This is a genomic window from Aequorivita iocasae, from assembly GCF_016757735.1.
Taxonomy (GTDB): Bacteria; Bacteroidota; Bacteroidia; order Flavobacteriales; family Flavobacteriaceae; genus Aequorivita; species Aequorivita iocasae.
In genome coordinates, this window is record NZ_CP068439.1 from 2,889,076 (window position 1) to 2,914,097 (window position 25,022).

A 25,022-nucleotide genomic window follows, 5' to 3' on the forward strand; every position below is an offset into this window, starting at 1 on the left:
GGACAAGATTATGAAAAACACAGCACTTTCACACATACACGAACAATTGGGCGCTAAAATGGTGCCGTTTGCGGGTTATAACATGCCCGTTTCATACGAAGGCGTAAATGCAGAACACGAAACCGTGCGCAAAAGCGTAGGCGTTTTTGACGTTTCGCATATGGGTGAATTTTTAATTACCGGCCCCAATGCGTTACATTTAATCCAAAAAATATGTAGCAACGACATTTCAAAAATTGTGGATGGCCAGGCCCAATACAATTGTATGCCCAACGAAACGGGCGGAATTGTTGACGATTTGATTGTTTACAAATTTGAGGACGGAAAATATTTATTGGTGGTGAACGCATCAAACATTGACAAGGATTGGGATTGGATTACAAAACAAAACACCATGGGCGCCGAAATGCGTAACCTTTCCGATGATTATTCGCTGTTGGCCATCCAAGGGCCAAAAGCTGTTGAAGCTATGCAGTCATTGACATCTGAAGATTTGAGTGCCATAAAATTTTATCATTTTAAGGTAGCCGATTTTGCCGGAATAGCCCACGTAATCATCAGTGCAACGGGCTATACGGGCAGTGGCGGTTTTGAAATTTATTGCAAGAATTCTGAAGTGGAACAAGTTTGGAATAAAGTGATGGAAGCAGGAAAGGATTTCGGAATAAAGCCCATTGGACTGGCCGCACGCGATACGCTTAGACTTGAAATGGGTTTCTGCCTTTACGGAAATGATATAAACGATACCACTTCGCCATTGGAAGCTGGTTTGGACTGGATTACAAAATTTACAAAAGACTTTATCAATTCTGAAAACCTAAAAAAGCAGAAAGAAGAAGGTGTCAAAAGAAAACTAATTGGTTTTGAACTGAACGAACGCGGTATCCCGCGCCACGATTACGAGATTGTTGATAAAGACGGAAAAAAAATCGGCACAGTTACCAGCGGCACGATGGCACCTTCATTAAACAAAGGCATCGGGATGGGTTATGTAACTACTGAAAATAGCGCGCCCGGTACCGAAATTTTTATTCAAATCAGAAATAAGCCAGTTGCAGCAACAATTGTGAAAACACCATTTTATAAAGGTTAATGTTGGATTATCAAGCAATTTTAGAAGAAATACACACATCACTCAAAAAAATTGAAAATACGGGTGAAGTTGCAAGTTATATTCCTGAATTGGCAAATATTTCAAAGAACAAACTGGGAATTCACCTACAATTGATAACGGGTGAAAATTATTCGGTGGGCGATTCCTCGGAAAAATTTTCAATCCAAAGTATTTCAAAAGTGCTTTCACTTGCCAAAGCTTTTCAACTGGTAGGAAATGATTTGTGGGAACGGGTGGATGTAGAGTCTTCCGGTAACCCATTCAACCATCTTTCGCTTTTGGAGCTTGAGGATGGCATCCCTAGAAATCCGTTGATCAATTCGGGAGCTATCGTAATTGCTGACGTGCTGCTTTCACATTTAAAAAACCCAAAGGAAGATTTCCTCAATTTTGTTCGGGAATTGACACACGATGATACCATCATGTATAACGAAAAAGTTGCCGAATCTGAACGCAAAACTGGCTTCAATAACTATGCGGCTGCAAATCTTTTAAAGTCGTACGGAAATTTAAACAACAAGGTTGAGGACGTTTTGGATTTTTATTTCCACCAATGTTCCATAATGATGGATTGCAGGCAACTTACCAATGCTTTTTTCGTTTTCGCTAACAAAGGAAAGTGTTTAAAACACATACAGCACTTAACTTCCAGCCAAGTAAAAAGAATCAATGCCATTATGCTAACCTGCGGATTTTACGATGAAGCGGGAGAGTTTGCCTTTGAGGTGGGCTTGCCAGGTAAAAGTGGCGTGGGCGGTGGAATTGTTGCACTTTTACCGCATTGTTTCACCATTGCAACCTGGGCGCCTGCGCTAAATCCAAAAGGAAATTCATATTTGGGGATGCAGGCTTTGGAACAATTCACCACAAAAACTAAATTGTCCATTTTTTAAAGTGATGAAAAAAATTAAATGAAGAAGAAAGAAGAAAGGCAACGGATTTTAATTTTGGGAGGCAGTGGCTTTATTGGCAATGCGCTGTACAAAGAACTACTCTCCTATTTTGACGTACACTGCACCTACTGTCAGCAACAGGGTACTTTTTCTGAAAATCAAGTTTTCCATAATTTTTGTGTGGAAGAAGATTCTATGCTGGTGCTATTGAATAAAATTCAGCCAACGATTATTATTTCTGCTTTGAGCGGCGATTTTAACAATCTATACGAAGCTCATAAAGAAATTGTGAATTATGCGCTATTGAATAGGAGCTGTTCCGTTTTGTATATTTCTTCCGTGGAAGTTTTTGAAGGTAAATCCACACACCCATCTTATGAAAATGACCCCCCGCTCCCTACCTCTAGCTTAGGAAAGCATACTATTTCGACAGAAAAATTATTATTGGAAAATATTCCTTCACAAACTGCAATATTGAGATTGCCGATGGTACTGGGAATTAATTCTCCAGAAATTCTTCATCTGCGTCAGTGCATTCGCCACCACGCTCCGTTTGAAGTATATCCAAACCTTGTAATATCTACTACTACTGTAAACAAAGTTTGCCAGCAAATACATTATATAATTAACCAGTCGCTTCACGGAATTTTTCATCTAGCCAGCAATGATATGGTGCACCATGAGGATCTTTTTAGGGAAATCGCTTCAAAAATAGGAGATAAAATGCCTATATTTAAAAGTGTTTTTAGCAGTAATGAAGATTTGTACAAAGCACTACTTCCAAAACACAACAAATTGCCAGATTCTCACCAAATCACTGTTTCACAAGTAATCGAAGAGTGCAGTTTAAATGAAGAAATTATATCAATTAAATAAAAAAATTATGAAAGCTTTATCTGAAAAGGAAATTAAAGAAAAATTGAAGGAATTTGAAGGGTGGGATTACCACGAGGGTGCCCTGCACACTATCTTTGAATTTGAGGACTTTAAAGAGGCATTTTCGGCTATGACACGCATTGCCTTTGAAGCTGAAAAATTGCAGCATCATCCCGAATGGAGCAATGTTTACAACTCCTTGGAGATCTACCTTTCTACGCACGATGCAGACGGTGTTACAGAAAAGGACTTTGAGCTTGCAAAGATTATTGACGAACTTATTGGGTAGGTAGAAATAAAATTTGTAATGCCGTTCAAATTTTTAAATTTGCAATCAAAATAGTTTAAAATTATGGGAAGAGCTTTTGAATTCAGAAAAGCAAGAAAAATGAAGCGTTGGTCTGCAATGTCCAAGGCTTTCACACGTATTGGGAAAGATATTGTAATGGCAGTAAAAGAAGGAGGCCCCGATCCGGACGCAAATTCCAGACTTCGCGCTGTTATTCAAAATGCAAAGGCAGTAAACATGCCAAAGGATAACGTGGAACGTGCCATAAAGCGTGCAAGCGACAAAAGTTTGGGAGATTACAAAGAAGTTCTTTTTGAAGGTTACGCTCCCCACGGTATTGCAATTTTAATAGAAACTGCTACCGATAACAATACACGAACCGTTGCCAATATTCGCAGTTATTTTAATAAATGTGATGGCAGTTTGGGCACTTCGGGCTCTGTATCTTTTATGTTTGACCACACCTGTAACTTCCGTATAAACCCAGAAGGGTTGGATATTGAAGAGTTGGAGCTTGAACTAATAGATCACGGCGTGGAGGAAATTTTTGAAGATGAGGACGGTATTATGATTTATGCGCCATTTGAAAGTTTTGGAGCCATTCAATCCTATCTTGAAGAAAATAATATTGAAATACTTTCTTCTGGTTTTGAGCGTATTCCGCAGGTTACCAAAAAATTATCCGAAGCACAGGCTGCAGATGTTGAAAAACTTCTCGAAAAAATAGAAGAAGACGATGATGTACAAAATGTGTATCATACCATGGAAGTGTCTTCTGAGGAATAAAAACTAATAAAAAAGCCACCTAAACGGTGGCTTTTTTATTATTCTAAAACTATAAGTTTATCTATCAATATAGAATAACGAGGATGCTCCGGCAAATGGAGAACTTAAGGTAGGAACTAAATTTCCACCTGCTCCTATTTCATTAAAGAATAGAATTTTTCCGCCATCATTAGCACGTTCTGCAATGAAAACTGTCTGACTTGGACTGTCATATTCTACCGAAACTGGATTACCTAATTCGGTCAACGCGCCAGAAACTCTTACTTGATTTCCTGTTACGGTAAGGGTACCTCCATTTGGAATTGCATCAAATTTAGCTACAAAACCACTTATAAAGTGAAATCCTCCATCGCTTTCATTAGCTGCATCACCAATATCTGTTAGTATTACAAAACCTCCATCTTCGGTAATTCCGTGTGTACGCGTTATACCTTCAATAGTAATCCGCTTATCAGGAGTAGCTGTAACGTCAGTAGTATAGGTTGAAATGAAATTTTTAAGAACCGCTACATCAGCAGTTTTGTCAACTACAGTATATAGATCATTTCCAATAAGCTCAATTCCCCAAACAGCATAATTTACAGTTACCGTATTCCGAAGGGTGTAAACGGAATTATCACGTGTAAAAATAAAAAATCTGCCGTCTGGTGTATCAGGATTTCCATCCACATCTGCGTTATCGGATACAATATAAACATTATCTTTTACAGCAATATCACGCGGACTCTCTAAAACTGAATCGCTTGAAAGAAAAAGGTTTAAGTTACCTCCATCTTCCGTGTTTTCAATATTTGAATAGGAATTTATTACAGACTGGCTTCTGGAATTTACAATTAGTTCATCTTCTTCCTCATCATAATAAATGCCTTCATTATCACTGGAACCAGTTACGAAGGAATTAAGCAATATCCCATTAGGAGTAAAATTATATGCTACAATAGAGCTGTTGGTATTACTAGTAGTAAAAACAGTTGCCAAAATTGGGTTCGGAGTTTCTTCACCTCCTCCGCCACCATCGTCATCATTACTACAAGATATTACAGTAAGTGCCAATGCCATAATTGGAATTAAATATTTCATTTTTTTCATATTTTTTTTTTAAAGTTTAAGATTGAATTGAATAAGATACTGTATCAGTGCATAAATAATACTTAGAATTTATATATGGAAATCTTTTTAGACTGCTTAACTATTTTTTAACAACAATTTACTGATTATCAACATTTTAAAATGATGGAAACTTTATGTTTTTTAACAATTTTTATTAAGAAAAAGCTTTGTTTTTTCCCACAATACCTTTGTAAAAGGCCCGCAATTTTAATGTGTCTTCATCTATATTACCGCTAGGATAGAAAGGTTCTCCAATGATTACTTTCTTTGTAAGATAATCAAAAGCCACCGTAATAATGGGTACATTTGCTGCCAAAGCTATATAATAGTACCCTGTTTTCCATACTGCTACTTTTTTCCGGGTTCCTTCAGGAGATAACGCCAGGCGAAACTCATTCTTTTTTCTGAAAATTTCTGCAATAGCCTCTACTTGGTTTTGTCCCGGGTTCCTATCTAAAGGCGCACCTCCCATCCAACGGAAATACCATCCAAAGGGCCATTTGAACAATTCTTTTTTAGCGATGTAATTTATTTCAATTTTTAAAATTCTTCTGGTAAAAGCCCCAATATAGAAGTCGTGCCAACTAGTGTGCGGCACTACAATCACTACAGATTTTTTAACTGAACGATCAAAAGAACCCTCAATTTTCCATCCCATTAATTTTTCAAAAATGAATTTTGTCAGACCCATTCTAATGTCGGTATTATTACATTTTTAGGTATAATTCTCTAAGTTTTTCAGGGGTGATTATAGTTTCCCAATTTCTTCCCAGAGCGTTCTCCCATAACGGAACCATTCCTAGAGCAACAGTAATCATGGTATCCATCTGTTTTTTAGAAAGATCTTTACAAATTTCTTGTGGTATTTCAACATTATGTTTTTTCACCATTTCTTTAAATAGTGCAACATCTTTTGGGTAAAACTCTTCCAGATGCTGAAAAACAACGCAGTTGCCCACGCCATGTTTTGTACCCAAAACATAGCCAAGCCCATAGCTCATCGCATGGGCAACCCCAACCTGAGAATAGGCAATACTCATGCCGCCATGCCAAGATGCCATCATAAGTTTTGCCCTTGCTTCCTCATCAGAAAGGGAATCTCCCAAGAAAATTTCCAAACAAAGATCGTAGGCCTTTTCGCCATAACTTTGGCTGAAGGCGTTTAAAAAAGTACCATTCAGGGATTCCACACAATGGATAAAGCAATCCATACCGGTATAGAACCATTGGTTTTTAGAAACCCCCTTTGTGAGTTCAGGATCAAGGATTACTTGGTCAAATGGCGTAAAATCACTGTTAATACCCAATTTACGCACAGGGCCCGTGAGTACTGTTGTTCGTGAAACTTCGGCACCAGTTCCTGAAATCGTGGGAACGCCTACATGGTAAATTGCTTTCTGCTTTACCAAATCCCAACCTTGATAATCCGCAGCACTGCCATTATTGGTAAGCATAATGGAAACGGCTTTTGCAAGGTCCATTACTGTTCCACCGCCAATGCCAATTATTCCTGAAGGTGCATGGGTAAATTCGGTTTGTATTTTTTTTACCAGTTCATCTACCTGTGATGTTTTGGGCTCTTCTTCTGCTGAAATGAAAATCAATTTGTCATTAAAACGAAGGTTGATTCTATCCAAAAATTCGGTATTTTTTTCAAAAACATCGTCAACTAAAAATATAAACGGTGCCTTTTCTTTTTTATGGGAAGATAAAATTGACGTAAGTTGATCAAAACAGCCTTCCCCAAAAACGACTTTTGGTACCATTGGAAAATTCCGGAACTTATTGTTAACTGCATCGGGTTTACTTTCCTTCAGTAGTTTATTTGCCCTAATTAGGTCTTCGGGAGTGTCAATTTCAACCCCTGTAGTATTTGAAACGGTCATTTTTATATTTTTTCCGTATTCCAAATAACGTATACATTCTATTTTTTCTACCGCTTCGAGGGAACGCATTGGCAAGCGATAAAAGTCCATAATGGCTTGTTTTCTGAACGCATAAATTCCTTTATGCTTATAATATTGGATTGCCACATTTTTATCGCGGGGGTATGGAATGGGTGAACGTGAAAAATAAAGTGCGAAATTGTCTTTATCTACAATTACTTTTACGGTGTTTGGGTCATTGATTTCTTTCCAATCATGTATTTCGGACATTAATGAAGCCAAATCAATTTTGTCTGCATCGGGTTCATTGAACACTGCCAAAACTTTTTCCAAACCTTCACGGCTAGTAAAAGGTTCATCCCCTTGAACGTTTACCACAATATCCACATCCATATGTTCTACGGCTTCGGCAATACGGTCACTTCCGCAGTCGTGCTCCTTTTGGCTCATGATTGCCCTGCCACCGTTGGCTTCGATTTCTTGAAAGATCACATCGCTATCGGTAACTACATATACATCATCAAAGAGATTGGTTGCTTTTGCAGCTTCATATGTTCTAACGATTACGGGTTTACCCGCCAAATCTTGCATTAATTTTCCAGGAAATCGAGACGCACCATATCGTGCGGGAATCATTGCTATTATTTTCAAGTCGAAGTTTTTAAAAATGATTTCAAAAATAAGAAGTTTAAGTGGGTGGCAATCTTTTTTTGCGAAGCTTTTTATAGAATCGGAATATCACAAAAAACAAAAATACCACAAGTACAAAAGCCAAAATAGGTATAAATATCGAAGCAAAAGCCATAACTACAGCAATTGCTGTTTCCACTGTTGCTAATATAGGGTTAGCCGTACCAGCTGTTGTGGCGGTTGAAGTTAACCGTGCTGCGGAAGCATTTCCTTTAATTAATGCAGCCGTGCCACCTCCGGCTATAATAGCCAAAGACCACGTGACTACTGGGCTCAGATCTGCAATTGTAGCAACCATAACTGCCGTTCCGGCCAAGGTTGCCAAGGGCAATGCTATCGTATCCAGCAAATTGTCGAGCCAAGGAATATAATATCCAAATATTTCTACGACAGTTGCAACACCCATAGTTATCATAGCTGTCAAGCTTCCCATCCATTGCCAGCTTTCATTCAAAGGGATTACTTCGCAATAGCCAGCTAAACTCAAAACCAACAATGGTAAAAAAACACGGAAACCTACGGCAGCGGCCAAACCGATGCCCAGAAAAATACTGATGATGATATCCAAGTTTTCCATGGACTACTAATCTACAAAAAATTCGTCCTTAAAACCTATTAAGTACAGTTTTTCACGAGCTCTGGTAATTGCAGTGTAAAGCCAACGAAGGTATTCTTTATCTATACCATTGGGAAGATACGGTTGCTCTACAAATACAGTATTCCATTGTCCTCCCTGCGATTTGTGACAGGTAATGGCATAACTGAATTTCACTTGTAGTGCATTAAAATATTTATTATTCTTTACAGCTAAAAATTTCTTGTATTTAGATTTTTCAGTTGCGTAATCCTTCATAACTTCCTGATAAAGTTTGTTGGATTCATCATAAGTGAGCGATGGACTTTCAGAAGTAAGCGTATCTAAAAGAAGTACCGTTTCCAAAGGTTTCATATTAGGATAATCCACCATTCTCATTTTTACTTCAGCAAAACGGAAACCATATAACTCTTTGAAAGCGAATATTTCCAAAACTTCTACAATATCACCATTGGCAACAAATCCAGCTTCACTTGCATTGTCCACCCAAAAATAATTGTTCTTTACGACCATTAAATAATCGCCTGCCGAAAGTTCTGATTCCTGAAAAAGGATACGCTCGCGAATGCTTTGATTGTAAAGATTTGCCCGTTTGTTAGAACGTACTATAATAACGGTGTCTTCATTTCCCAAGGTGGTATAACTATCATTAATGGCATCCATTATTTCTTGGCCATCAACGGGACGGATAATATCTGGAAAATTTGTTCCAGAAAACTTAAATGCTTCAAATAATTCATCATCAAGGCGTTCTCTGATTTTTGTGGCATTTTCCAAAATACCACTGTCTTTTTGCTGCCGAACCACTTCGTCCAACTCTAAAATTATTACTTCTCGGTTATATTGGTTTTCAAGCAGTTGTGCATCCAGCGCGGGACTTATGTCCAAGTGGACTGGTGGAAGCTGTGCGGAATCGCCAATCAAAAGCAACTTGCAATTATTGCCACTATATACGTACTGCATTAAATCGTCGAGAAGCGAACCGTTTTCAAATAATTTTGAATCTTGATTGATATCAGGAATCATTGAAGCTTCATCCACAATAAAAATAGTATCGCGATGCTTGTTTTGCTGTAAGGTGAAGGAAACCGAGCCTTTTTCGCTCTTCGGGAAATAAATTTTTTTATGGATGGTAAAAGCCTGTTGGTTAGAATAGTTGCTTATCACTTTTGCCGCTCTTCCCGTTGGCGCCAGTAATACGGAACGCTTTTTAACTTTTGATAAATTTTTTACCAATGAACCTACGATTGTTGTCTTTCCGGTTCCAGCGTATCCTTTCAATAAAAATGTTTCATTCTTATTCGTGCCCAGAACAAATTTTGCCAATAATTGAAGTGCAATATCCTGTTTTGTGGTGGTAGTATGTGGAAAATCATTTTTTAAAAAACTGTAAAATTCTGATACATTCATCATTTGCTGCTATCAATGAGGGTTTAAAGATAGGTATGATTTTTTCGGAATATACTTTTGTGAACAAAAAAAAATTGTAGATTTGCGATAGACCTTTTAGTAAAATCAACACTTAAATAATATCAATAATGAAATTAGTAATTCAGATTGTTCTTTGGATTGTCATCATCTTCTTAGGCTGGAAACTTTACAACTCTGTAATGGGCCCTGTTGAATTCAATAAAGTTAAGGAAGCTCGCTATGCCAAAGTAATTAAGAATTTAAAAGATATTCAGGCCGCAGAGCTTGCACACAAAGAAATAACTGGAAGCTTTACAGGTGATTGGGACAGTTTGATTAGTTTCATTGATACTGCAAAATTTGCAATTACGCAAAGACGCGACACAAGTTATGCCGATGTTGCAAAAAACAAAGCTTTTGGTATAGATGAGGGTTATTTCATTGAAGAATCCTTGATTGATACATTGGGCTTTACTCCTGTTAAAGATTCCCTTTACGGAAATACAGACAGGTATAAAACGATGATGAACGTTCCCGTGGAAGGAGTTGATGCTAAATTTGAACTTAAAGCAGGAAAAATAGTTAAGAATGATGCTACTTACTCAGTATTTGAAGCAAAAGTGGCAAAGAAGGTTATATTGGCAGATTTAAATAAAGACCTTTTAGCGCAGGAAGTTCAAGTACAATCCGTAGATGGTGTTAACGGTCCAGACATTAAAGTAGGCTCTTTGGAAGAGGTAAATACTACCGGAAATTGGCCTAAAATTTACGATGCAGCAAAAGACAACTAAAATACAAAATACTATAAACAATAGACTGTCCGTTCAAGTTTCTTTGAACGGGCTTTCTTTTTTGGTAACAAATCCAGAAAACGAAGAGGCTATTTTTTTCCTGGAGAAAAAACTTGACTATAGTACTACTCCAGAAGAGTTGCTCATGGAGATAGAATCCATTATGTTCACAAATAACATATTGAATAGTACTTTCAGCGAAGTTTCCTTGGTATACTCCACACCCGTCTATAGCCTAGTGCCCGCTACCCTTTTTGATGAAACCAAAGCCAGCGAATATTTAAAGTTCAACTCCAGAATATTGGCCAATGACTACATGGCCCATGATATTCTGGAAAATTTGGAGATTGTTGTGGTGTATGTCCCTTTTATGAATATCAACAATTTTTTCTTTGAAAAGTACGGTTCCTTTAGCTACTACCATTCCGTTACCGTAATGCTGAAAACAATTCTTGAAAAAGAAAAATACTCGCTGCCCAAAATGTATTTGCACTTTCAGAAAAACAGTTTCGATTGTATTGTATTTAAGAATAGCGGATTGCAGCTTTGCAATAGCTACACTTACAAAACTCCCGAAGATTTTATCTATTATACTCTTTTCTGTATGGAACAATTAAGCCTAAGCCCAGAAAATCTTCCAGTAGTACTGTTGGGTGAAATTGAAAAAGAAGACGAAAATTTCAAAATTGCTTATTCCTACATCCGAAATTTAGAATTTTTGGATTCTGATTTTTCGAACAAAATTAATCTCAACCCCGCAAAATCGCACCAACATTTCATATTAAAAAATGTACTTTAATGCGTATCATTTCAGGAACATATAAAGGAAGAAGATTAACGGCGCCCAAAAACCTCCCCGTTCGCCCTACTACCGATTTTGCCAAAGAGGCCCTTTTCAACATATTAAGGGTTCGCTATTATTTTGATGAAATAAAGGTTCTGGATCTTTTTGCCGGAACCGGAAACATTAGCTTTGAATTTGCCTCGCGCGGTGTTCAAAATATTACAGCTGTGGATGCGCATGTAGGATGCGTTCAATATATAAACAAAGTTTCAGAAGAATTTGAATTCCCCATTACTACCATAAAGTCTGATGTAAACAAGTATTTGGAAAAAGCTTCAGGAAAATATGATGTTGTTTTTGCAGACCCTCCGTATGATTTCTCAACGGAAATTTTAAAAGAATTATTAGAAGAAATAATTAGCAAATCTTTGCTGAATACCGAAGGAATTCTTATTATTGAACACGCTAAACAAAATGATCTTTCCAATTTTCCACATTTTATTGAGGCCCGGAAATACGGAAGTTCCATATTTAGTTTTTTTGCTTAGTTATCCTTATGTTTATACTGCCCTTAAAACTCATTGAACTCGAATTTGTAAAAATTGAGTTTTATGAGCACTACATGATTTCCACCTTTATTGAAGGAATGACATTGAATAATGAAGATGTAGGTAAAATTCAGGAACTTTCCGCACAATTTTACCAAAACAAGCCCTTTGGTTACATTTCGAACAGGATAAATGATTACTCCCGAAACCTATCTCCAAACTCATATAACATTCAATTGCCCAACCTGTTTGCATTTGCAATAGTTTATAAATCGGAAACATCCCGTAAAGTTGCAAATTTTGAAAAGTTCTTTATAAAAGCCCCTTTTAAAACTTTCCAATCCCTATCTCAAGCTAAGCAATGGATGGGCGAAATGGCAGAGAACCTTCAATAGAAAAAAGCAGGCCTGTAAGCCGGGTTCTGTTACCGAAACTAGTTCGGCACCTTATCATTTATCTAGGCGTTCCGTTACCGAAACGCTCCATCTGCCTACCCTCCTGCATCGGGCGGGTACCCTCAAGCACAGGTTTACGTGGCATTTCACCGCATAGAGTTTACCTGATTTCACTACAGCATTACCTGTACATCCTTTCTGTTGCACTAGTCCTATCCCGAAACTGGTTCGGGACGACGGCCGTTAGCCGCTATGCTTCCCTATGGTGTCCGGACTTTCCTCTTCCGAAGTAACTTCGGCAGCGATAAGGCGGCCTGCTTTGCAAAAGTACTCCAATGTTAATAAATATAGGAAAATACAAACACCTATTTTTTAAAAACCCGCTCTACATCTTTATATTTGTTACCGAACTATGGAACACTTCATTGTATCAGCCCGAAAGTACCGGCCTGCCGTTTTTAAAGACGTTGTTGGGCAACAAGCTATTACCAATACGCTCGAAAATGCCATAGAAAATAACCATCTTGCTCAGGCATTGCTTTTTACAGGGCCACGTGGTGTGGGGAAAACAACCTGCGCTCGAATTCTCGCCAAAAAAATAAACCAGGACGGCACCGAAAAGGAAGGTGAGGATTTTGCATTCAATATTTTTGAATTGGATGCCGCTTCAAACAACTCTGTAGATGATATTCGCAACTTAATAGATCAAGTTCGAATCCCACCGCAGGTTGGAAAATACAAGGTTTATATAATTGATGAGGTGCATATGCTCTCTTCAGCTGCTTTTAACGCTTTTTTGAAAACGTTGGAAGAACCGCCGAAACACGCCATTTTCATTTTGGCGACTACCGAAAAGCACAAAATAATACCCACCATACTTTCACGCTGCCAGATTTTTGATTTCAGAAGAATTGGGGTTCGTGATATTAAGGATCACTTGGCAGAAGTAGCAAAAGCGGAAAACATTGAAGCCGAAGACGACGCGCTTCACATCATAGCCCAAAAAGCCGATGGTGCTTTGCGTGACGCACTTTCCATTTTTGATCGCGTAGTAAGTTTCGCTGGGAAAAACCTTACTCGCGAAGCAGTTACCGAAAACCTGAACGTACTTGATTACACTTGGTATTTCCAGATTACCGATTTGCTTTTGGAAAACAACATCCCGCAGGTTTTGGTTACTTACAACGAAATACTTTCAAAAGGCTTTGAGGGGCACCATTTTATTATGGGCCTTGCCTCCCACTTCCGCGATTTGCTTGTTTGCAAAAATCAGGAAACCATAAATCTTCTGGAAGTTGGCGAACAGGTAAAAACCATGTATTTTGAGCAATCGCAAAAAACAAGCACACAGTTTTTGATTGATGGAATTGATATTGCAAACACTTGCGACCTAAAATATAAAAACAGCCAAAACCAACGGCTCCTTGTTGAACTTTGCTTGATGCAGCTTGCTTCCCTGACTTTTCAGGGCGAAAAAAAAAACTCCAATAACGGCCGACGTTTCGTAATACCTCCCTCCTATTTTAAGAGCGAAATATATACTTCAGAAAAAATAACTTCTGCAGGAAATGTGTTACCAAAGCCTTTTAAGAAAGTTGGAGCAGAAATAGAGGAAAAAAATAGTGCGGTTCAAGAACCTTCAGAAGAAATTTCTTCTGAAAATGACACGTCTAAAAATACCATTTCCAAAGAAAATCCTGAGAGTGGAGAACCTAAAAAAGTAATTGAACGCCCACAAATCTTAGCAGAAAGAAATGCAAAAAAAGTTTCTGCACTTTCACTAAAAAGCATTCAAAAAAAGCAAGAAATAAAACAGGAACTGGTTGCAAACCAGCCCGATGCTGAAAATCTTCCCACAAACGAATTTTCTGAAGAAGAAATGCAGGCTGCCTGGACCGAATATACTACAAATGTTGAAAGCGATGGGAAATACAATCTGCTTTCACATTTAACGATGGGCGTTCCAAAACTGGACGGTTCCATCATTCACCTTGAATTCCCCAATCAAACCATAAAGACCGAAGTGGAGCGGGCAAAATATGAGCTGTTAGGTTTTTTGCGAGAGAAACTTCAGAATTACGACGTGGATTTAGACATTACCGTAAACGAAACCTCCGAAAAGCGATATGCATACACCACGCGCGAAAAATTTGAAAAAATGAAGGAAAAAAATCCATTAATTGAAAAGTTGCGCAAGGAATTTGATTTGGATATTTAAATAAGCTATAAGCCGAAAGCTTTAAGCTTTTAACCTTAAACTTTAATTAAAATGCTTGGTTTAAAACTTCCCACAGACCCGCGTTGGGTAAACATAGTTGAGAAAAACATAGAAGATATTCTTACCGACCACGCGTGGTGTGAACAGAAGGCAGCCTCCACGGCGGTTTCTTTGATTGTGAGTTTTCCTGAATATACTGAGCTCATTCAGGAAATGATTGCTTTGGTAAAGGAAGAAATAAGCCATTTCAAAATGGTTCACGACAAAATTCTGGAGCGTGGTTGGGTTTTGGGGCGTGACCGAAAGGATGAATATGTATTACAGATTGTACAATTTTTCCCTAAAGGCGGTAGCCGCACCACACAACTAGTCCACAGGTTACTATATGCAGCCTTGATTGAGGCGCGCAGCTGCGAGCGCTTTCGATTGCTCAGCGAAGAGCTGGAAGACAAGGAACTTGCAGAATTCTATAGGAAACTGATGGTAAGTGAAGCAAATCACTATACAATGTTTCTAGGCTTTGCACGCCAATACGGTGATAGAAAAGAGGTAGACCAAAAGTGGAACGAACTACTTTCCTTCGAAGCCGATGTAATGAAAGATTTGGGAAAACACCAATCCATCCACGGGTAATTTTTTTTGTAATTGTTCGAAATGGAACTGAAAAGAAAAAGCCTTGATCCCCACCATCTTTTAGCAACTTTAACGGGGTTTACATATTTTATACCTATACTTTTTGCTAGTTTAACAGGCTATTTTCTTGTACATACAATTCCGTTTATTGGAGCGTAAATAGAGGAAAAGGAACTCAAAAAAGCAAAAGCTTGGGGAAGAGTAAAGATAAAAATCACCTATAATTCAGGAAGAGTTATGGCTAATCTATCAAACAGTGCCAATCAAACTTTAAAAATAGCTTTGGCATTTATCACATTATTTATTTTATACCATCTTGCTGAATACATGATAATGTTCCAAAACAATGTCTTGGGCTTTTTCATTTTTCAAGTTTTATTTATCACAGCTGCGTGGCTGTTCGGAAAATGGTACAATAAACAAGGTTTAAAATGTTGGGGACTTCCCTTTTCAAAAACTATTTTGAGAAATATAGGCTTCGGAATATTACTGGGTGTGCTATTATATTCTATACCCTTTACAATTTCACTTGCCTTAGGTATTGAAATTGTAGTAAGCATTCCAGATGCCACTACGCTTATAAAGAGCAGTTTGCCCTTTGCCTTTGGAGTTATATTTTCTTCTTTTTCTGAAGATATATTGACCCGGGGACTGATTTATAGATATTTTAGAAATAAAGTCTCCACACTTCTACTTATAATTATCTCTGCAACCATCTATTTACTAAACCATATTTATAGGCTTACTGACGCTCCCGATACACTTCTTTATCTGTTTTTATTGGGGATAATTTTCATAATCCCGCTAGTAAATACAAAAAATTTATGGCTTACCGGAAGCATGCATTGGGCCGGAAATACTTTCTTCTTTGTTTCACACAACGTTGTGGAAACAAAAACGGGAAATGATCTTATCTCCTCGAACTATCTATTTTCCCTATGTTTAATCCTTTTTATACCAATAATATGGTATTTAAGTAAATTTACTTATTTAAAAGATTCAAAAAACACCATGGAATAGCGGAAGATTCAGATATAGCAGTTGTTAAACCTTACTATCGTGCTCACTTTCAATAAAAATAAATTGAATTATATTTGATTGATACTCCTAGGGTAAAAAGGTAATTATTTAATAAAAATGGCGAAAATCTTTAGACGCATTCGGATAGATATGCTCACAAACAATAGACTGGGCAAATACCTTCTATATGCTGTGGGAGAAATAATACTGGTGGTTATAGGTATATTGCTAGCCCTAAGCATAAACAATGCAAACCAAGAAAAAGCTACCCAGGCAAAGGAACTGGCTTATCTGAACGGTCTTAAAAATGAATTTCATGCCAATCAGCAAAAGTTGCAGAACCTTATTGATGTAAACAAAAAAAATTACGAAAGTGCCAAAAGCATTTTAGCTTTTGTTGATGATACAATAAAGACAAATGAAAAACGCCTATCGCAATTGCTTTTTGACGCTTTTGCATTTGAAATTGCCTTCAGCCCTAACAATTCCCTTTTAAATGAAATGATAAACTCCGGCAGCTTGAAAGATATATCAAACAACGAACTGCGCATACATCTTGCCTCCTGGGAATCGGTAATGGAAAATATAAAGTTTCAGGAGCAGGATTTGCGTACCCAACGTGAAAACGTGCGCGATTTACTCCGCAGCGAACAAGGAAGCATACGAACGGTTTTTGACCAAACGAAGGTTTCGCAACAAGTGCTCGACATCCCACCAAAGGAACACCGTTTCAGCAATAATGCGCTCGTACAAACAAGAACTTTTGAAAACAATCTGCTCACCTTCATCCTTACCAGTACGAGTGCAGAAACAGCCCATTATATACCCCTACTGCAGGAAATTGATAAAATCCTAAACCTTCTTGATACAGAGCTTAAAAGAGAATAAATAAAAATCCATGAGCACATTTTCCATCATTGTAATAAGCGTTATACTTCTACATTTAATAGTAGGTTTTGGGTGGCTTATTTATAAACTATCGCCACGAAAAAAAAATAAAAATACCAACGATAAATAAAAAAAATAACTGTCCGAAGCTATTCTGACCATAAAATTTTAGGTTATGAAAAACCTCATATCATTTTTAATACTACTAAGCACCACTTTTGGTTACTGCCAAACCATTACGGTTGACAACATTTTTCAACTGGAAATTAAAAAGGTGGACCAGCGCTCTAGACTTTTTCAAATGCACTTTAAAGGATATTATATACGAATACCAAAAGACAGTAAAAAAATACAGTTTAAAATAAAAGCCACTTCGCTTACCAACCAAAAAGAAACTTTTAACCCCAACAATATATACGTAGTGCTTCGTGATAAAAAACTGAGGCTGCGCCCTTTTGATGGCGATTTTATTCAATTGGTAGACGCAAAGCCGGACGACAAAACCCCCTACTATGGCTACCAGTACCGGCCAGAAGTTCCAGATACGTTTAAAAATTATGAAATGAAAGGTTTTAAAGATATTGAAACCTGCATTAATTATGGCACGGAAAGAAAACCCCACGAAAAACCTATCTATTTTAATACTCGGCAATTTAAAAAAGAAATCTTTAGCCTCTATTTTGCATTGCCGAAAGACCAAACTTCCGGAGAAATTTATTACGGCAATGTCAAATTGATGGATTTTGAATTGGACTAATCACTTCATATATAATGTTAGCTTTAATGCTATCTATTTTTCTCATAAACCTATAATGAACTACAAGTAACTATTCGAAATGGCAATGGCTGTAGTGGTTAGGGTTTTAATGTATAGTTGAAGTTACAGAGCTGCCTCAAGAATTCACCTCCAACTCTGCGGCAATCTTTTCATTATAAAGGCTTTTTACAATCCCGTCACTAAGTCCTATTTTGGGAACATATACATTTTTTGCCTTGCTCCATTTCATTGCAGAGAGATAGATACGCGTGGCCGGGATTACCACATCGGCACGGTCTGGGTTCATATCCAGTTCGGTAATGCGCTCTTCGTAGCTAAGCGATTTCATCAATTCGTAATAAGAAGAAAGATACAAATAGCTTAAAGGCTTTCCGAGTTTCTTGCCGCTCTTTTTAAAGATAGAGTTGATGTTTCCGCCACTACCAATCATAGAAACGTGTTTATAGTCTTTGAGTTCCTTTTTTATCCATAGTTCCATCTCACCCCAAATACTTTCATCCACACGATCTTCCAAAAGGCGAACCGTTCCCAGTTTAAAACTTTTAGAGGCCACATTTTTACCATTGGCAAAAACTGTAAGTTCCGTGCTACCGCCACCTACGTCTACATAAAGGAAAACCTTGTCATCCTGTATCAAATTCTTTAAATCTGTGGAAGCTATAATGGCCGCCTCGTCATTGCCATCAATAATATTTATGGATAGTCCACTTTTCTTTTCAATTGCTTCCGCAACTTGGCGCCCGTTGCTAGCTTCACGCATCGCAGAAGTGGCACAAGCTCTAAAACGGGTTATATTGTGGGTTTTCATGAGTAGTTTAAAAGCCGTCATGGCATCAACCATGCGGTTGGCGCTGTTTTCTGAAATCTTTCCATCCAGAAAAACTTCTGCTCCCAAACGTATGGGCACACGCACCAAGGAGGTTTTTTTAAAAAGCGTGTCTTTTCCTTCTTGCTCAATTACTGACATAACCAATAGCCGAATGGCATTACTGCCTATATCTACCGCACCATATTTTTCAATTTTCAACAAATTAGCTTACTTCTAGTTTATTTAAATAATAATCATACATTTTGAATTGGGAGCGCACCGGTGGCTTGTTGTTCTTTAGATAGGCATTGTCATTATGAATGCTTATTACCCGGGCCTTCACGTTATCGCTCCACCCAATTTCAAAATTTTCAAGAATCTCTTGTTTAATGTCCTCATCATATATTGGACAGGTGATTTCAACCCTATTGTCAAGGTTTCTTCCCATAAAATCCGCAGAAGAAATATATATTTTGGTATCGCCAGCATTTTCAAAAATAAATAAACGTGGGTGCTCCAAATACTTTCCAACAATACTTATGGCTTCAATATTCTCGCTCATCCCTTTAACTCCAGGTATCAAACAGCAAATGCCGCGAACAATCATCTTTATTTTTACTCCAGCCCTACTTGCTTCATACAGCTTATCAATCATTTTATAATCAGAAAGGCTATTCAGTTTTAATTTTATACCACTAGGCAGTCCTGCTTTTTTATTCTTAATTTCCGTATCTATTAAGTGGTAAAGCGCCTTGCGGGTATAATGCGGCGATACAATGAGATGACGATATTTTCGTACTTGGTAGTTTACCTCAAAAAACTCAAAAACTTTATTTATTTCTTTACAAATACGCTGATCTGCGGTAAAAAGGGTATAGTCAGTATATAAACGGGCTGTAGATTCATTAAAATTTCCAGTACTTAAAATTCCGTAGCGTACACTTTTATTATTTTCCACTCTTTCCACAAGACACGCCTTGCAGTGAACTTTCAATCCTTTTACGCCAAAAATCAAACGAATATCCTCACTCTGGAGTAGCTCTGCATATTCTATGTTTGCTTCCTCGTCAAAGCGCGCCTGAAGCTCTATCTGTACCGTAACGTCTTTTCCGTTCTTTTTTGCGTTGATAAGCGAACTTGCTATGTGCGATACTTCTGCCAAACGATAGATTGTGATTTTGATTGATTTTACTTTGGGATCCAGTGCAGCTTCGCGTAAAAACTTCACCACGTACATAAAGCTTTGATAGGGAGCATGCAGTAAATAATCTTTCTCTGCTATTCTGTCAAAAAGACTTCCCTGTAAGCTCAATCCTGGAATTGGCAATGGTTCCTGTGGCTCGTACTGCAAATCTGGTCTTCCCAATCTAGGAAAATTCATATAATCACGACGGTTGTGATAACGCCCACCGGGTATTATACTATCCGTTTTGTCAATTCCCATCTTGTTCAATAAAAACTGAAGTGTTTTCTTATCGATACTCTTGTCATATACAAAACGTACGGGGTCGCCCACACTTCTATTTTTAACACTTTTTGAAATCTTTTCAATAAAACTTCTGCTTAAGTCACTGTCAATGTCTAGTTCGGCATCACGTGTAATCTTAATCATATGTGCCGAAATGGTTTCATATTTAAAAATGCTGAAAATATTGTGAAGGCAATGTCTAATAAGATCATCGAGAATAATAACATATTGCTTTTCTCCCTGCGGCGGAAGCACCACAAAACGGTCTATCGTTCGGGGAATTTCGATAAGTGCATAATTATGCTTGGCCTCAAAAGTATCGTCCTCTTTGCTCATTACCATAGTAACGGCAAGATATGCTGCGCTATCGCGCAAGCTAGGAAATTCATCTAGTTCGCCTATCATAATTGTCATCATTGCAGGACTCACATGACGAATAAAATATTCAGAAATAAACTTGCTTTGGTCTGGGGTAATCTCAGTTTCATCAATAATGAAGATATTCTCTTTCCGAAGTTCTTTTTGAATATTGCTGAGAATATTTAAACTATGGGCTTGCTGATCTATTACTGTAAGGGTGATTTCCTCCAAAAGATCTTTTGCCGAAATGCCTCCCAAAAAACTACGCCCTGTTTTCCCGGCCTCTACTATCCTCCTAATGGTAGCATAACGCACTTTAAAAAACTCATCCAGATTATTCGAAAATATACCCAAAAACCGAAGCCTTTCCAGTAAAGGCAGTTTTTTATCGTTCGCTTCCTGCAAAACACGGGCATTAAACTGTAGCCAGCTTAATTCCCGATTATTGTATTGATTGCGAACTTGTATATGTGTATCAATTTTTTCGGTCATTATTTGAGGTCCCGTGGGAAAATGGTTTTAACGGTTTCACCCGTGGTTATATCGCTCCACTTTTCTTCATCAAAACGCAACATCACAAAACCACAAGTGGGAACATTGTCAATATACCTGTTTCCAAGCATATTTGCAACGGAAGTAAAAGCATGGTTATGCCCCACGATCATTACTTTATCGAGACTATCTGGCAATGATTTTATGATTCGCATTACGTTTTGACCGCTAAAATCATAAAGCTCATGATTGATTTCAAAGTTTGAGTCATCAATTTTTAGCGCATTTTTAAAAAAATATGCTGTGGAAAGTGCGCGGGTAGCATCACTGCTGATTATTCGCTGGGGGGGATCAATATCATTCCCCACTTTTTTTGACACCAGTTTTCCATCACGTTCCCCTCTTCCTTTTAAAGGGCGTTTATGATCATCCACATCGTGTTTCCAGGATGACTTGGCGTGTCTTACTAAGTATAGTGTTTTCATAAAAATTGTTTCAGTTTTTTGGAATTTTTAAAACTATGGCGCCAAACGTTCAATAACCCAATCGTCGCCCTCCAAAGTATAACGAATTCTATCGTGAAGCCTATTGGGCCTGCCCTGCCAAAATTCAATGGAAACTGGCTTTACTAAAAACCCGCCCCAATCCTTTGGTTTTGGAACTTCTTTATTTTCGTATTTTGCCTCCAGATCTTTTAATTTTTTTTCAAGAACTTCGCGAGATTCCACAACTTCGCTTTGGTTCGAAACCACAGCGCCAAGCTGGCTTCCCTTTGGTCTAGAGTGAAAATAATTGGTTGAATCTACTTCTGAAGTTTTCTCAACAGTTCCTTTTATTATTATTTGGCGTTCCATATTCGGCCAAAAAAAGGAGAGTGAAACCCTGTTATTATGAGCTATGGATTTGCCTTTTTCACTGCTGTAATTGGTGTAAAAATAAAAACCGTATTCATCATATTTCTTAAGAAGAACCACTCTACCCTTTGGAAAACCATCAGTGCCGATAGTAGTGAGCGTCATTGCATTTACTTCGTCAACACCCCCACTCTCTTTCACTTCAAAAAACCAGGTACGGAATTGTTGCATCGGGTTTTCAGCAACCGATGTTTTGGAAAGTTCACCCTTTTCATATGATTTTCGATAATCGTGAAGCTTTTCGGCCATAGTTCAAGTTTTAACGCAAGTTAAGAGTTTTAAAAATTCTTTGAAACAGTGGCTTATTAAATATGTATTAAAATATGCTGTGCAAGGTGTTGATTTTTTTTGTTTCTATTTTAATTGCAGGTTTCAAAAGGAAAAAGTCTTCCCATCCTCTGCTAATTCCACATTATCAAAGACTTCCTTCGCTTCTTTTCGGAAAAGTTCCAAATTCCCATATCGCCCGGAATAGTGCCCAAGGATTAAAGTGCCCACCTTTGCCTTTCGCGCAATTACGCCCGCTTCCTTAGCGGTGCTGTGCTTGGTCTTTTCACAAAGATGGTGATGTTCTTCCAAAAAGGTTGATTCGTGATACAGCACGGTTGTGTTTTTAATCTGCGGAACTATGTCAGGGTAATAAGCCGTATCACTGCAATAGGCATAGCTTTTGGGTGCGGGAGGATCAAAAGTTATACTTTTATTTGGAATGAGCTTTCCTTCTCTGTTCACTACATCAAAACCCTGCTTTATTTTGTTGTAATAGCTTAAATCTATATTAAGTTTTCGAGCTTTTTCAACATCCAATTTTCTGTCATCAGGTTTTTCCCTAAATAGAAATCCGTTGGTATAAACTCTGTGGTCTAGCGGAATTGTTTCCACAATAACTTTTTCATCCTCAAAAATAATTTGAGATGTAGTTTCTTCCAATTCATGAAAATACAAGGGATAATTGGTATAAGCTTTCCCCAGTTTTAAAAGAAGCAGAATGGCCTGCTTTATTCCCTTTGGCCCATAAATGTGAAGTTCGGCTTCCCTTCCCAATAGAAGAAAAGTAGAAATAAGCCCCACCAACCCATAAAAATGGTCGCCGTGCAGATGCGAAATAAAAATATGTCGAATTCGCGAAAACTTTACTCTATATTTTCGAAGTTGCATTTGCGTCCCCTCGCCGCAATCAATCAAAAACAAATGCCCTTTTATTTCCAAAACCTGAGCCGTTGGATGTGCTGCGGCTGTGGGTGTTGCAGAATGGCATCCGAGGATTGTAATTTTCATTTTAAATTGTAAGTTTTCAGTCGCAGTCGCAGTTTACAGTAGTGTTCAATTTTAAAATATAAACTGTGACTGTTTACTGCGACTGCAAACCTTTTTAAAATCCCAAGTCTCTTTCAATCTCCTCCATTTCCACTATATCACCAGCTTCCTGCAGGGTTGGCACAACAATCATTTCAAAAGGAACGTCATCAAAATCGATAGCATTGTTCACAATTACAAAGGATTGCTTGGTTTTACGGTGAAGATTGGAAGTTTTAAGGAATTGCAATAAATGCGGCAATTCCAGTTTATCGTATTTTAAAAGGTTCAATACTACATTTTGCCCTTTATATTTTGAAGGAACCTGATTTTCAATAAACGATGCAAAGTCAATAATGTCTTCCTTTTCATCTTCAAGGACCACATAGTTTGGGTGATTCTCAATCTTCATGATGTTTTATTTTTGAAGCCAATAAATAAATTACTGCCATACGTATGGCAACGCCATTCTGTACCTGTTCCAAAATAATGGATTGTTTGCTATCTGCCACATCGCTTGTTATTTCAACACCTCTATTTATTGGGCCGGGATGCATAACAATAATTTCTTTATTTAAGGAATCGAGTATTTTTTTATTGAGGCCAAATTGCTGTGTATATTCACGAGTTGTTGGAAAATAACTGATGTCCATTCGTTCGTTCTGCACGCGTAGCATATTTGCTACATCACACCATTCCAACGCATTGCGTAAGTTTGTCTCAATACTTACATTAAGTTTTTCTATATATTTAGGTATAAGCGTTTTAGGACCACAAACCTTAACCTTTGCTCCAAGTTTTTGAAGTGCAAAAACATTTGACAATGCAACTCTGGAATGTAGTATGTCACCAACAATCACAACCTTTTTTCCAGCAACATCACCCAACTTTTCCCGAATGGAATAAGCATCGAGCAAAGCTTGTGTGGGATGTTCGTGGGCACCATCTCCAGCGTTAATGATACTTGCATTTACGTGTTTTGAAAGAAATACGCCTGCGCCAGGATTTGGGTGTCGCATCACCACCATATCAACTTTCATTGAAAGGATATTGTTTACCGTATCAATTAGTGTTTCGCCTTTGGTTACCGAAGAACTTGATGACGCAAAATTTATAACATCTGCCGAAAGCCTTTTTTCAGCTAATTCGAAGGATAGTTTGGTTCGAGTACTGTTTTCAAAAAAGAGATTGGCAATGGTAATATCACGAAGCGATGGGACTTTTTTGATTGGCCGATTGATTACTTCTTTAAAATGATCTGCCGTTTCGAAGATGAGTTGGATATCGGCTTCGGTGATGTATTTTATTCCCAGTAAGTGGTTTACACTTAGTTCGCTCATTTTTCGGTTTTCTGTTATCGGTTATCGGTTTTCAGTTGTCGGTCTTTCGATTTCAGTTTCGGTTTCAATTTTTAACGAGGTACACTGCGTCTTCTCCATCGTTTTCTTTCCAGCAAACTTTCACTTTTTCGCCATTAATTGCATCTACCTGTCTTCCTCTATAATCTGGTTGGATCGGTAAATGGCGGCTAAAACGGCGGTCTATCAACGTCAGCAATTCAATTTCCAAAGGTCTTCCGAAAGATTGCATCGCTGTCAATGCAGAGCGGATGCTTCTTCCGGTGAAAAGCACATCGTCAATAAAAACAACATTTTTATCTTCCACGATAAAATCAATTCGGGTTTTGTTGGCCTCAAGCGGTTTTTCACTTCTTCGGAAATCGTCCCGATAGAAAGTAATATCCAAATAACCAAGTTTGATATTCTTGATTTTATATTCGTTCTCCAACAGCGTTTTCAACCTTTCTGCTAAAAAAACGCCACGAGGCTGGATTCCGATAAGTACTGTTTTTGAAAAATCGTCGTGTTTTTCGATCAATTGGCAAGCCAAACGGTTAAGCGCAATGTTTATCTCGGTTGCGTTCAGTAACACTTTTTGGCTCATAGGAAGTTCTGAATTATATTCAGAGAGCAAAAATAC

27 protein-coding genes, 1 other RNA gene and 1 pseudogene are annotated in these 25,022 nt (G+C 37.8%); 14 read left to right on the forward strand and 15 right to left on the reverse strand.

All coding sequences use genetic code 11. The features are described 5' to 3' along the window. Nucleotides 1-10: 10 nt before the first annotated feature. From gcvT to JK629_RS13305, 5 genes are all read left to right on the forward strand, one after another. Nucleotides 11-1,093 carry a glycine cleavage system aminomethyltransferase GcvT gene (gene gcvT, locus JK629_RS13285; protein WP_202336094.1) on the forward strand — a complete coding sequence of 361 codons (1,083 nt, stop codon included), beginning with the start codon at nt 11-13 and terminating at the stop codon, nt 1,091-1,093. After that, nucleotides 1,093-2,007, forward strand: a complete 915-nt coding sequence (locus tag JK629_RS13290; protein WP_202336095.1) for a glutaminase — start codon at nt 1,093-1,095, stop codon at nt 2,005-2,007. The genes gcvT and JK629_RS13290 overlap by 1 nt, the downstream gene beginning before the upstream one ends. 18 nt (nt 2,008-2,025) lie before the next feature. Then, on the forward strand, nt 2,026-2,883 hold the full coding sequence (locus tag JK629_RS13295) for a sugar nucleotide-binding protein (protein ID WP_202336096.1): 858 nt from the start codon (nt 2,026-2,028) through the stop codon (nt 2,881-2,883). Nucleotides 2,884-2,890: 7 nt separating this feature from the next. Then, on the forward strand, nt 2,891-3,172 hold the full coding sequence (locus JK629_RS13300; RefSeq protein WP_202336097.1) for a 4a-hydroxytetrahydrobiopterin dehydratase: 282 nt from the start codon (nt 2,891-2,893) through the stop codon (nt 3,170-3,172). Nucleotides 3,173-3,235: 63 nt separating this feature from the next. Beyond that, complete coding sequence (locus JK629_RS13305; RefSeq protein ID WP_202336098.1) at nt 3,236-3,958, forward strand: YebC/PmpR family DNA-binding transcriptional regulator; 723 nt, start codon at nt 3,236-3,238, stop codon at nt 3,956-3,958. Between the two features lie 57 nt (nt 3,959-4,015). Here the strand turns inward: JK629_RS13305 and JK629_RS13310 are convergent, their stop codons facing one another. The 6 genes and pseudogenes from JK629_RS13310 to JK629_RS13330 form a co-directional block, all read right to left on the reverse strand. After that, nucleotides 4,016-5,047, reverse strand: a complete 1,032-nt coding sequence (locus tag JK629_RS13310; RefSeq protein WP_202336099.1) for a hypothetical protein — start codon at nt 5,045-5,047, stop codon at nt 4,016-4,018. Nucleotides 5,048-5,222: 175 nt separating this feature from the next. Next, nucleotides 5,223-5,759 (reverse strand): 1-acyl-sn-glycerol-3-phosphate acyltransferase, encoded by a 537-nt coding sequence (locus JK629_RS13315; RefSeq protein WP_202336100.1) that lies wholly within the window; start codon nt 5,757-5,759, stop codon nt 5,223-5,225. Between the two features lie 16 nt (nt 5,760-5,775). Then, nucleotides 5,776-6,834, reverse strand: coding sequence for an iron-containing alcohol dehydrogenase family protein (locus tag JK629_RS15550; protein WP_225626203.1), 1,059 nt, complete (start codon nt 6,832-6,834; stop codon nt 5,776-5,778). Nucleotides 6,835-6,879: 45 nt separating this feature from the next. Next, nucleotides 6,880-7,590 (reverse strand): annotated as a pseudogene (gene kdsB, locus JK629_RS15555) (3-deoxy-manno-octulosonate cytidylyltransferase); the annotation flags it as partial. A gap of 52 nt (nt 7,591-7,642) precedes the next feature. Then, nucleotides 7,643-8,221: a DUF4126 domain-containing protein gene (locus JK629_RS13325; RefSeq protein ID WP_202336101.1), complete on the reverse strand. Its 579-nt coding sequence runs from the start codon at nt 8,219-8,221 to the stop codon at nt 7,643-7,645. Nucleotides 8,222-8,227: 6 nt separating this feature from the next. Then, nucleotides 8,228-9,649 carry an ATP-dependent DNA helicase gene (locus tag JK629_RS13330; protein ID WP_202338065.1) on the reverse strand — a complete coding sequence of 474 codons (1,422 nt, stop codon included), beginning with the start codon at nt 9,647-9,649 and terminating at the stop codon, nt 8,228-8,230. A 128-nt stretch (nt 9,650-9,777) separates the two neighbouring features. Between JK629_RS13330 and JK629_RS13335 the strand changes: the two genes are divergently transcribed. Genes JK629_RS13335 through JK629_RS13350 form a run of 4 tightly spaced genes read left to right on the forward strand, consistent with a single transcriptional unit; the run spans nt 9,778 to nt 12,167 of the window. Next, nucleotides 9,778-10,440 carry a hypothetical protein gene (locus tag JK629_RS13335; RefSeq protein ID WP_202336102.1) on the forward strand — a complete coding sequence of 221 codons (663 nt, stop codon included), beginning with the start codon at nt 9,778-9,780 and terminating at the stop codon, nt 10,438-10,440. Further along, complete coding sequence (locus tag JK629_RS13340) at nt 10,421-11,239, forward strand: DUF3822 family protein (protein WP_202336103.1); 819 nt, start codon at nt 10,421-10,423, stop codon at nt 11,237-11,239. The genes JK629_RS13335 and JK629_RS13340 overlap by 20 nt, the downstream gene beginning before the upstream one ends. Next, a complete protein-coding gene (locus tag JK629_RS13345) occupies nt 11,239-11,772 on the forward strand; it encodes an RsmD family RNA methyltransferase (protein WP_202336104.1) in 534 nt (177 codons plus the stop codon). The genes JK629_RS13340 and JK629_RS13345 overlap by 1 nt, the downstream gene beginning before the upstream one ends. Before the next feature lie 8 nt (nt 11,773-11,780). Continuing rightward, nucleotides 11,781-12,167 (forward strand): hypothetical protein, encoded by a 387-nt coding sequence (locus JK629_RS13350; protein WP_202336105.1) that lies wholly within the window; start codon nt 11,781-11,783, stop codon nt 12,165-12,167. On the opposite strand, the gene rnpB is transcribed toward JK629_RS13350, so the two are convergent. Further along, nucleotides 12,167-12,488: RNase P RNA component class A (gene rnpB / locus JK629_RS13355), an RNA gene on the reverse strand. The two genes, JK629_RS13350 and rnpB, sit on opposite strands and share 1 nt — an antisense overlap. 91 nt (nt 12,489-12,579) lie before the next feature. Between rnpB and JK629_RS13360 the strand changes: the two genes are divergently transcribed. The 5 genes from JK629_RS13360 to JK629_RS13380 all read left to right on the forward strand — a co-directional run bounded on the left by JK629_RS13360 (nt 12,580) and on the right by JK629_RS13380 (nt 17,683). After that, nucleotides 12,580-14,385 carry a DNA polymerase III subunit gamma/tau gene (locus JK629_RS13360; protein WP_202336106.1) on the forward strand — a complete coding sequence of 602 codons (1,806 nt, stop codon included), beginning with the start codon at nt 12,580-12,582 and terminating at the stop codon, nt 14,383-14,385. A gap of 51 nt (nt 14,386-14,436) precedes the next feature. Beyond that, nucleotides 14,437-15,018 carry a tRNA-(ms[2]io[6]A)-hydroxylase gene (gene miaE / locus JK629_RS13365; RefSeq protein ID WP_202336107.1) on the forward strand — a complete coding sequence of 194 codons (582 nt, stop codon included), beginning with the start codon at nt 14,437-14,439 and terminating at the stop codon, nt 15,016-15,018. A gap of 237 nt (nt 15,019-15,255) precedes the next feature. Next, nucleotides 15,256-16,038 carry a CPBP family intramembrane glutamic endopeptidase gene (locus JK629_RS13370; protein WP_202336108.1) on the forward strand — a complete coding sequence of 261 codons (783 nt, stop codon included), beginning with the start codon at nt 15,256-15,258 and terminating at the stop codon, nt 16,036-16,038. A gap of 117 nt (nt 16,039-16,155) precedes the next feature. Further along, nucleotides 16,156-16,926: a DUF6090 family protein gene (locus JK629_RS13375; protein ID WP_202336109.1), complete on the forward strand. Its 771-nt coding sequence runs from the start codon at nt 16,156-16,158 to the stop codon at nt 16,924-16,926. Between the two features lie 175 nt (nt 16,927-17,101). Then, nucleotides 17,102-17,683, forward strand: a complete 582-nt coding sequence (locus tag JK629_RS13380; protein WP_202336110.1) for a hypothetical protein — start codon at nt 17,102-17,104, stop codon at nt 17,681-17,683. Nucleotides 17,684-17,819: 136 nt separating this feature from the next. Here JK629_RS13380 and JK629_RS13385 read toward each other — a convergent pair whose 3' ends face one another. From JK629_RS13385 to pyrR, 8 genes are all read right to left on the reverse strand, one after another. Continuing rightward, the gene (locus JK629_RS13385; protein ID WP_202336111.1) at nt 17,820-18,734 is read right to left on the reverse strand and encodes a Ppx/GppA phosphatase family protein; all 915 of its coding nucleotides are present in this window, start codon (nt 18,732-18,734) and stop codon (nt 17,820-17,822) included. 1 nt (nt 18,735) lies between these two features. Beyond that, a complete protein-coding gene (gene ppk1, locus JK629_RS13390; RefSeq protein WP_202336112.1) occupies nt 18,736-20,832 on the reverse strand; it encodes a polyphosphate kinase 1 in 2,097 nt (698 codons plus the stop codon). After that, nucleotides 20,832-21,317 (reverse strand): SixA phosphatase family protein, encoded by a 486-nt coding sequence (locus JK629_RS13395; RefSeq protein WP_202336113.1) that lies wholly within the window; start codon nt 21,315-21,317, stop codon nt 20,832-20,834. Before JK629_RS13395 ends, ppk1 begins: the two co-directional genes overlap by 1 nt. A gap of 33 nt (nt 21,318-21,350) precedes the next feature. After that, complete coding sequence (pdxH, locus tag JK629_RS13400) at nt 21,351-21,995, reverse strand: pyridoxamine 5'-phosphate oxidase (protein ID WP_202336114.1); 645 nt, start codon at nt 21,993-21,995, stop codon at nt 21,351-21,353. A 123-nt stretch (nt 21,996-22,118) separates the two neighbouring features. Next, a complete protein-coding gene (locus JK629_RS13405; protein ID WP_202336115.1) occupies nt 22,119-23,024 on the reverse strand; it encodes a ribonuclease Z in 906 nt (301 codons plus the stop codon). Nucleotides 23,025-23,118: 94 nt separating this feature from the next. Then, complete coding sequence (locus tag JK629_RS13410; protein WP_202336116.1) at nt 23,119-23,454, reverse strand: ribonuclease Z; 336 nt, start codon at nt 23,452-23,454, stop codon at nt 23,119-23,121. Beyond that, complete coding sequence (locus JK629_RS13415) at nt 23,444-24,382, reverse strand: aspartate carbamoyltransferase catalytic subunit (RefSeq protein ID WP_202336117.1); 939 nt, start codon at nt 24,380-24,382, stop codon at nt 23,444-23,446. The genes JK629_RS13410 and JK629_RS13415 overlap by 11 nt, the downstream gene beginning before the upstream one ends. 64 nt (nt 24,383-24,446) lie before the next feature. Next, nucleotides 24,447-24,986 (reverse strand): bifunctional pyr operon transcriptional regulator/uracil phosphoribosyltransferase PyrR, encoded by a 540-nt coding sequence (pyrR, locus tag JK629_RS13420; protein ID WP_202336118.1) that lies wholly within the window; start codon nt 24,984-24,986, stop codon nt 24,447-24,449. Between the last annotated feature and the right edge of the window lie 36 nt (nt 24,987-25,022).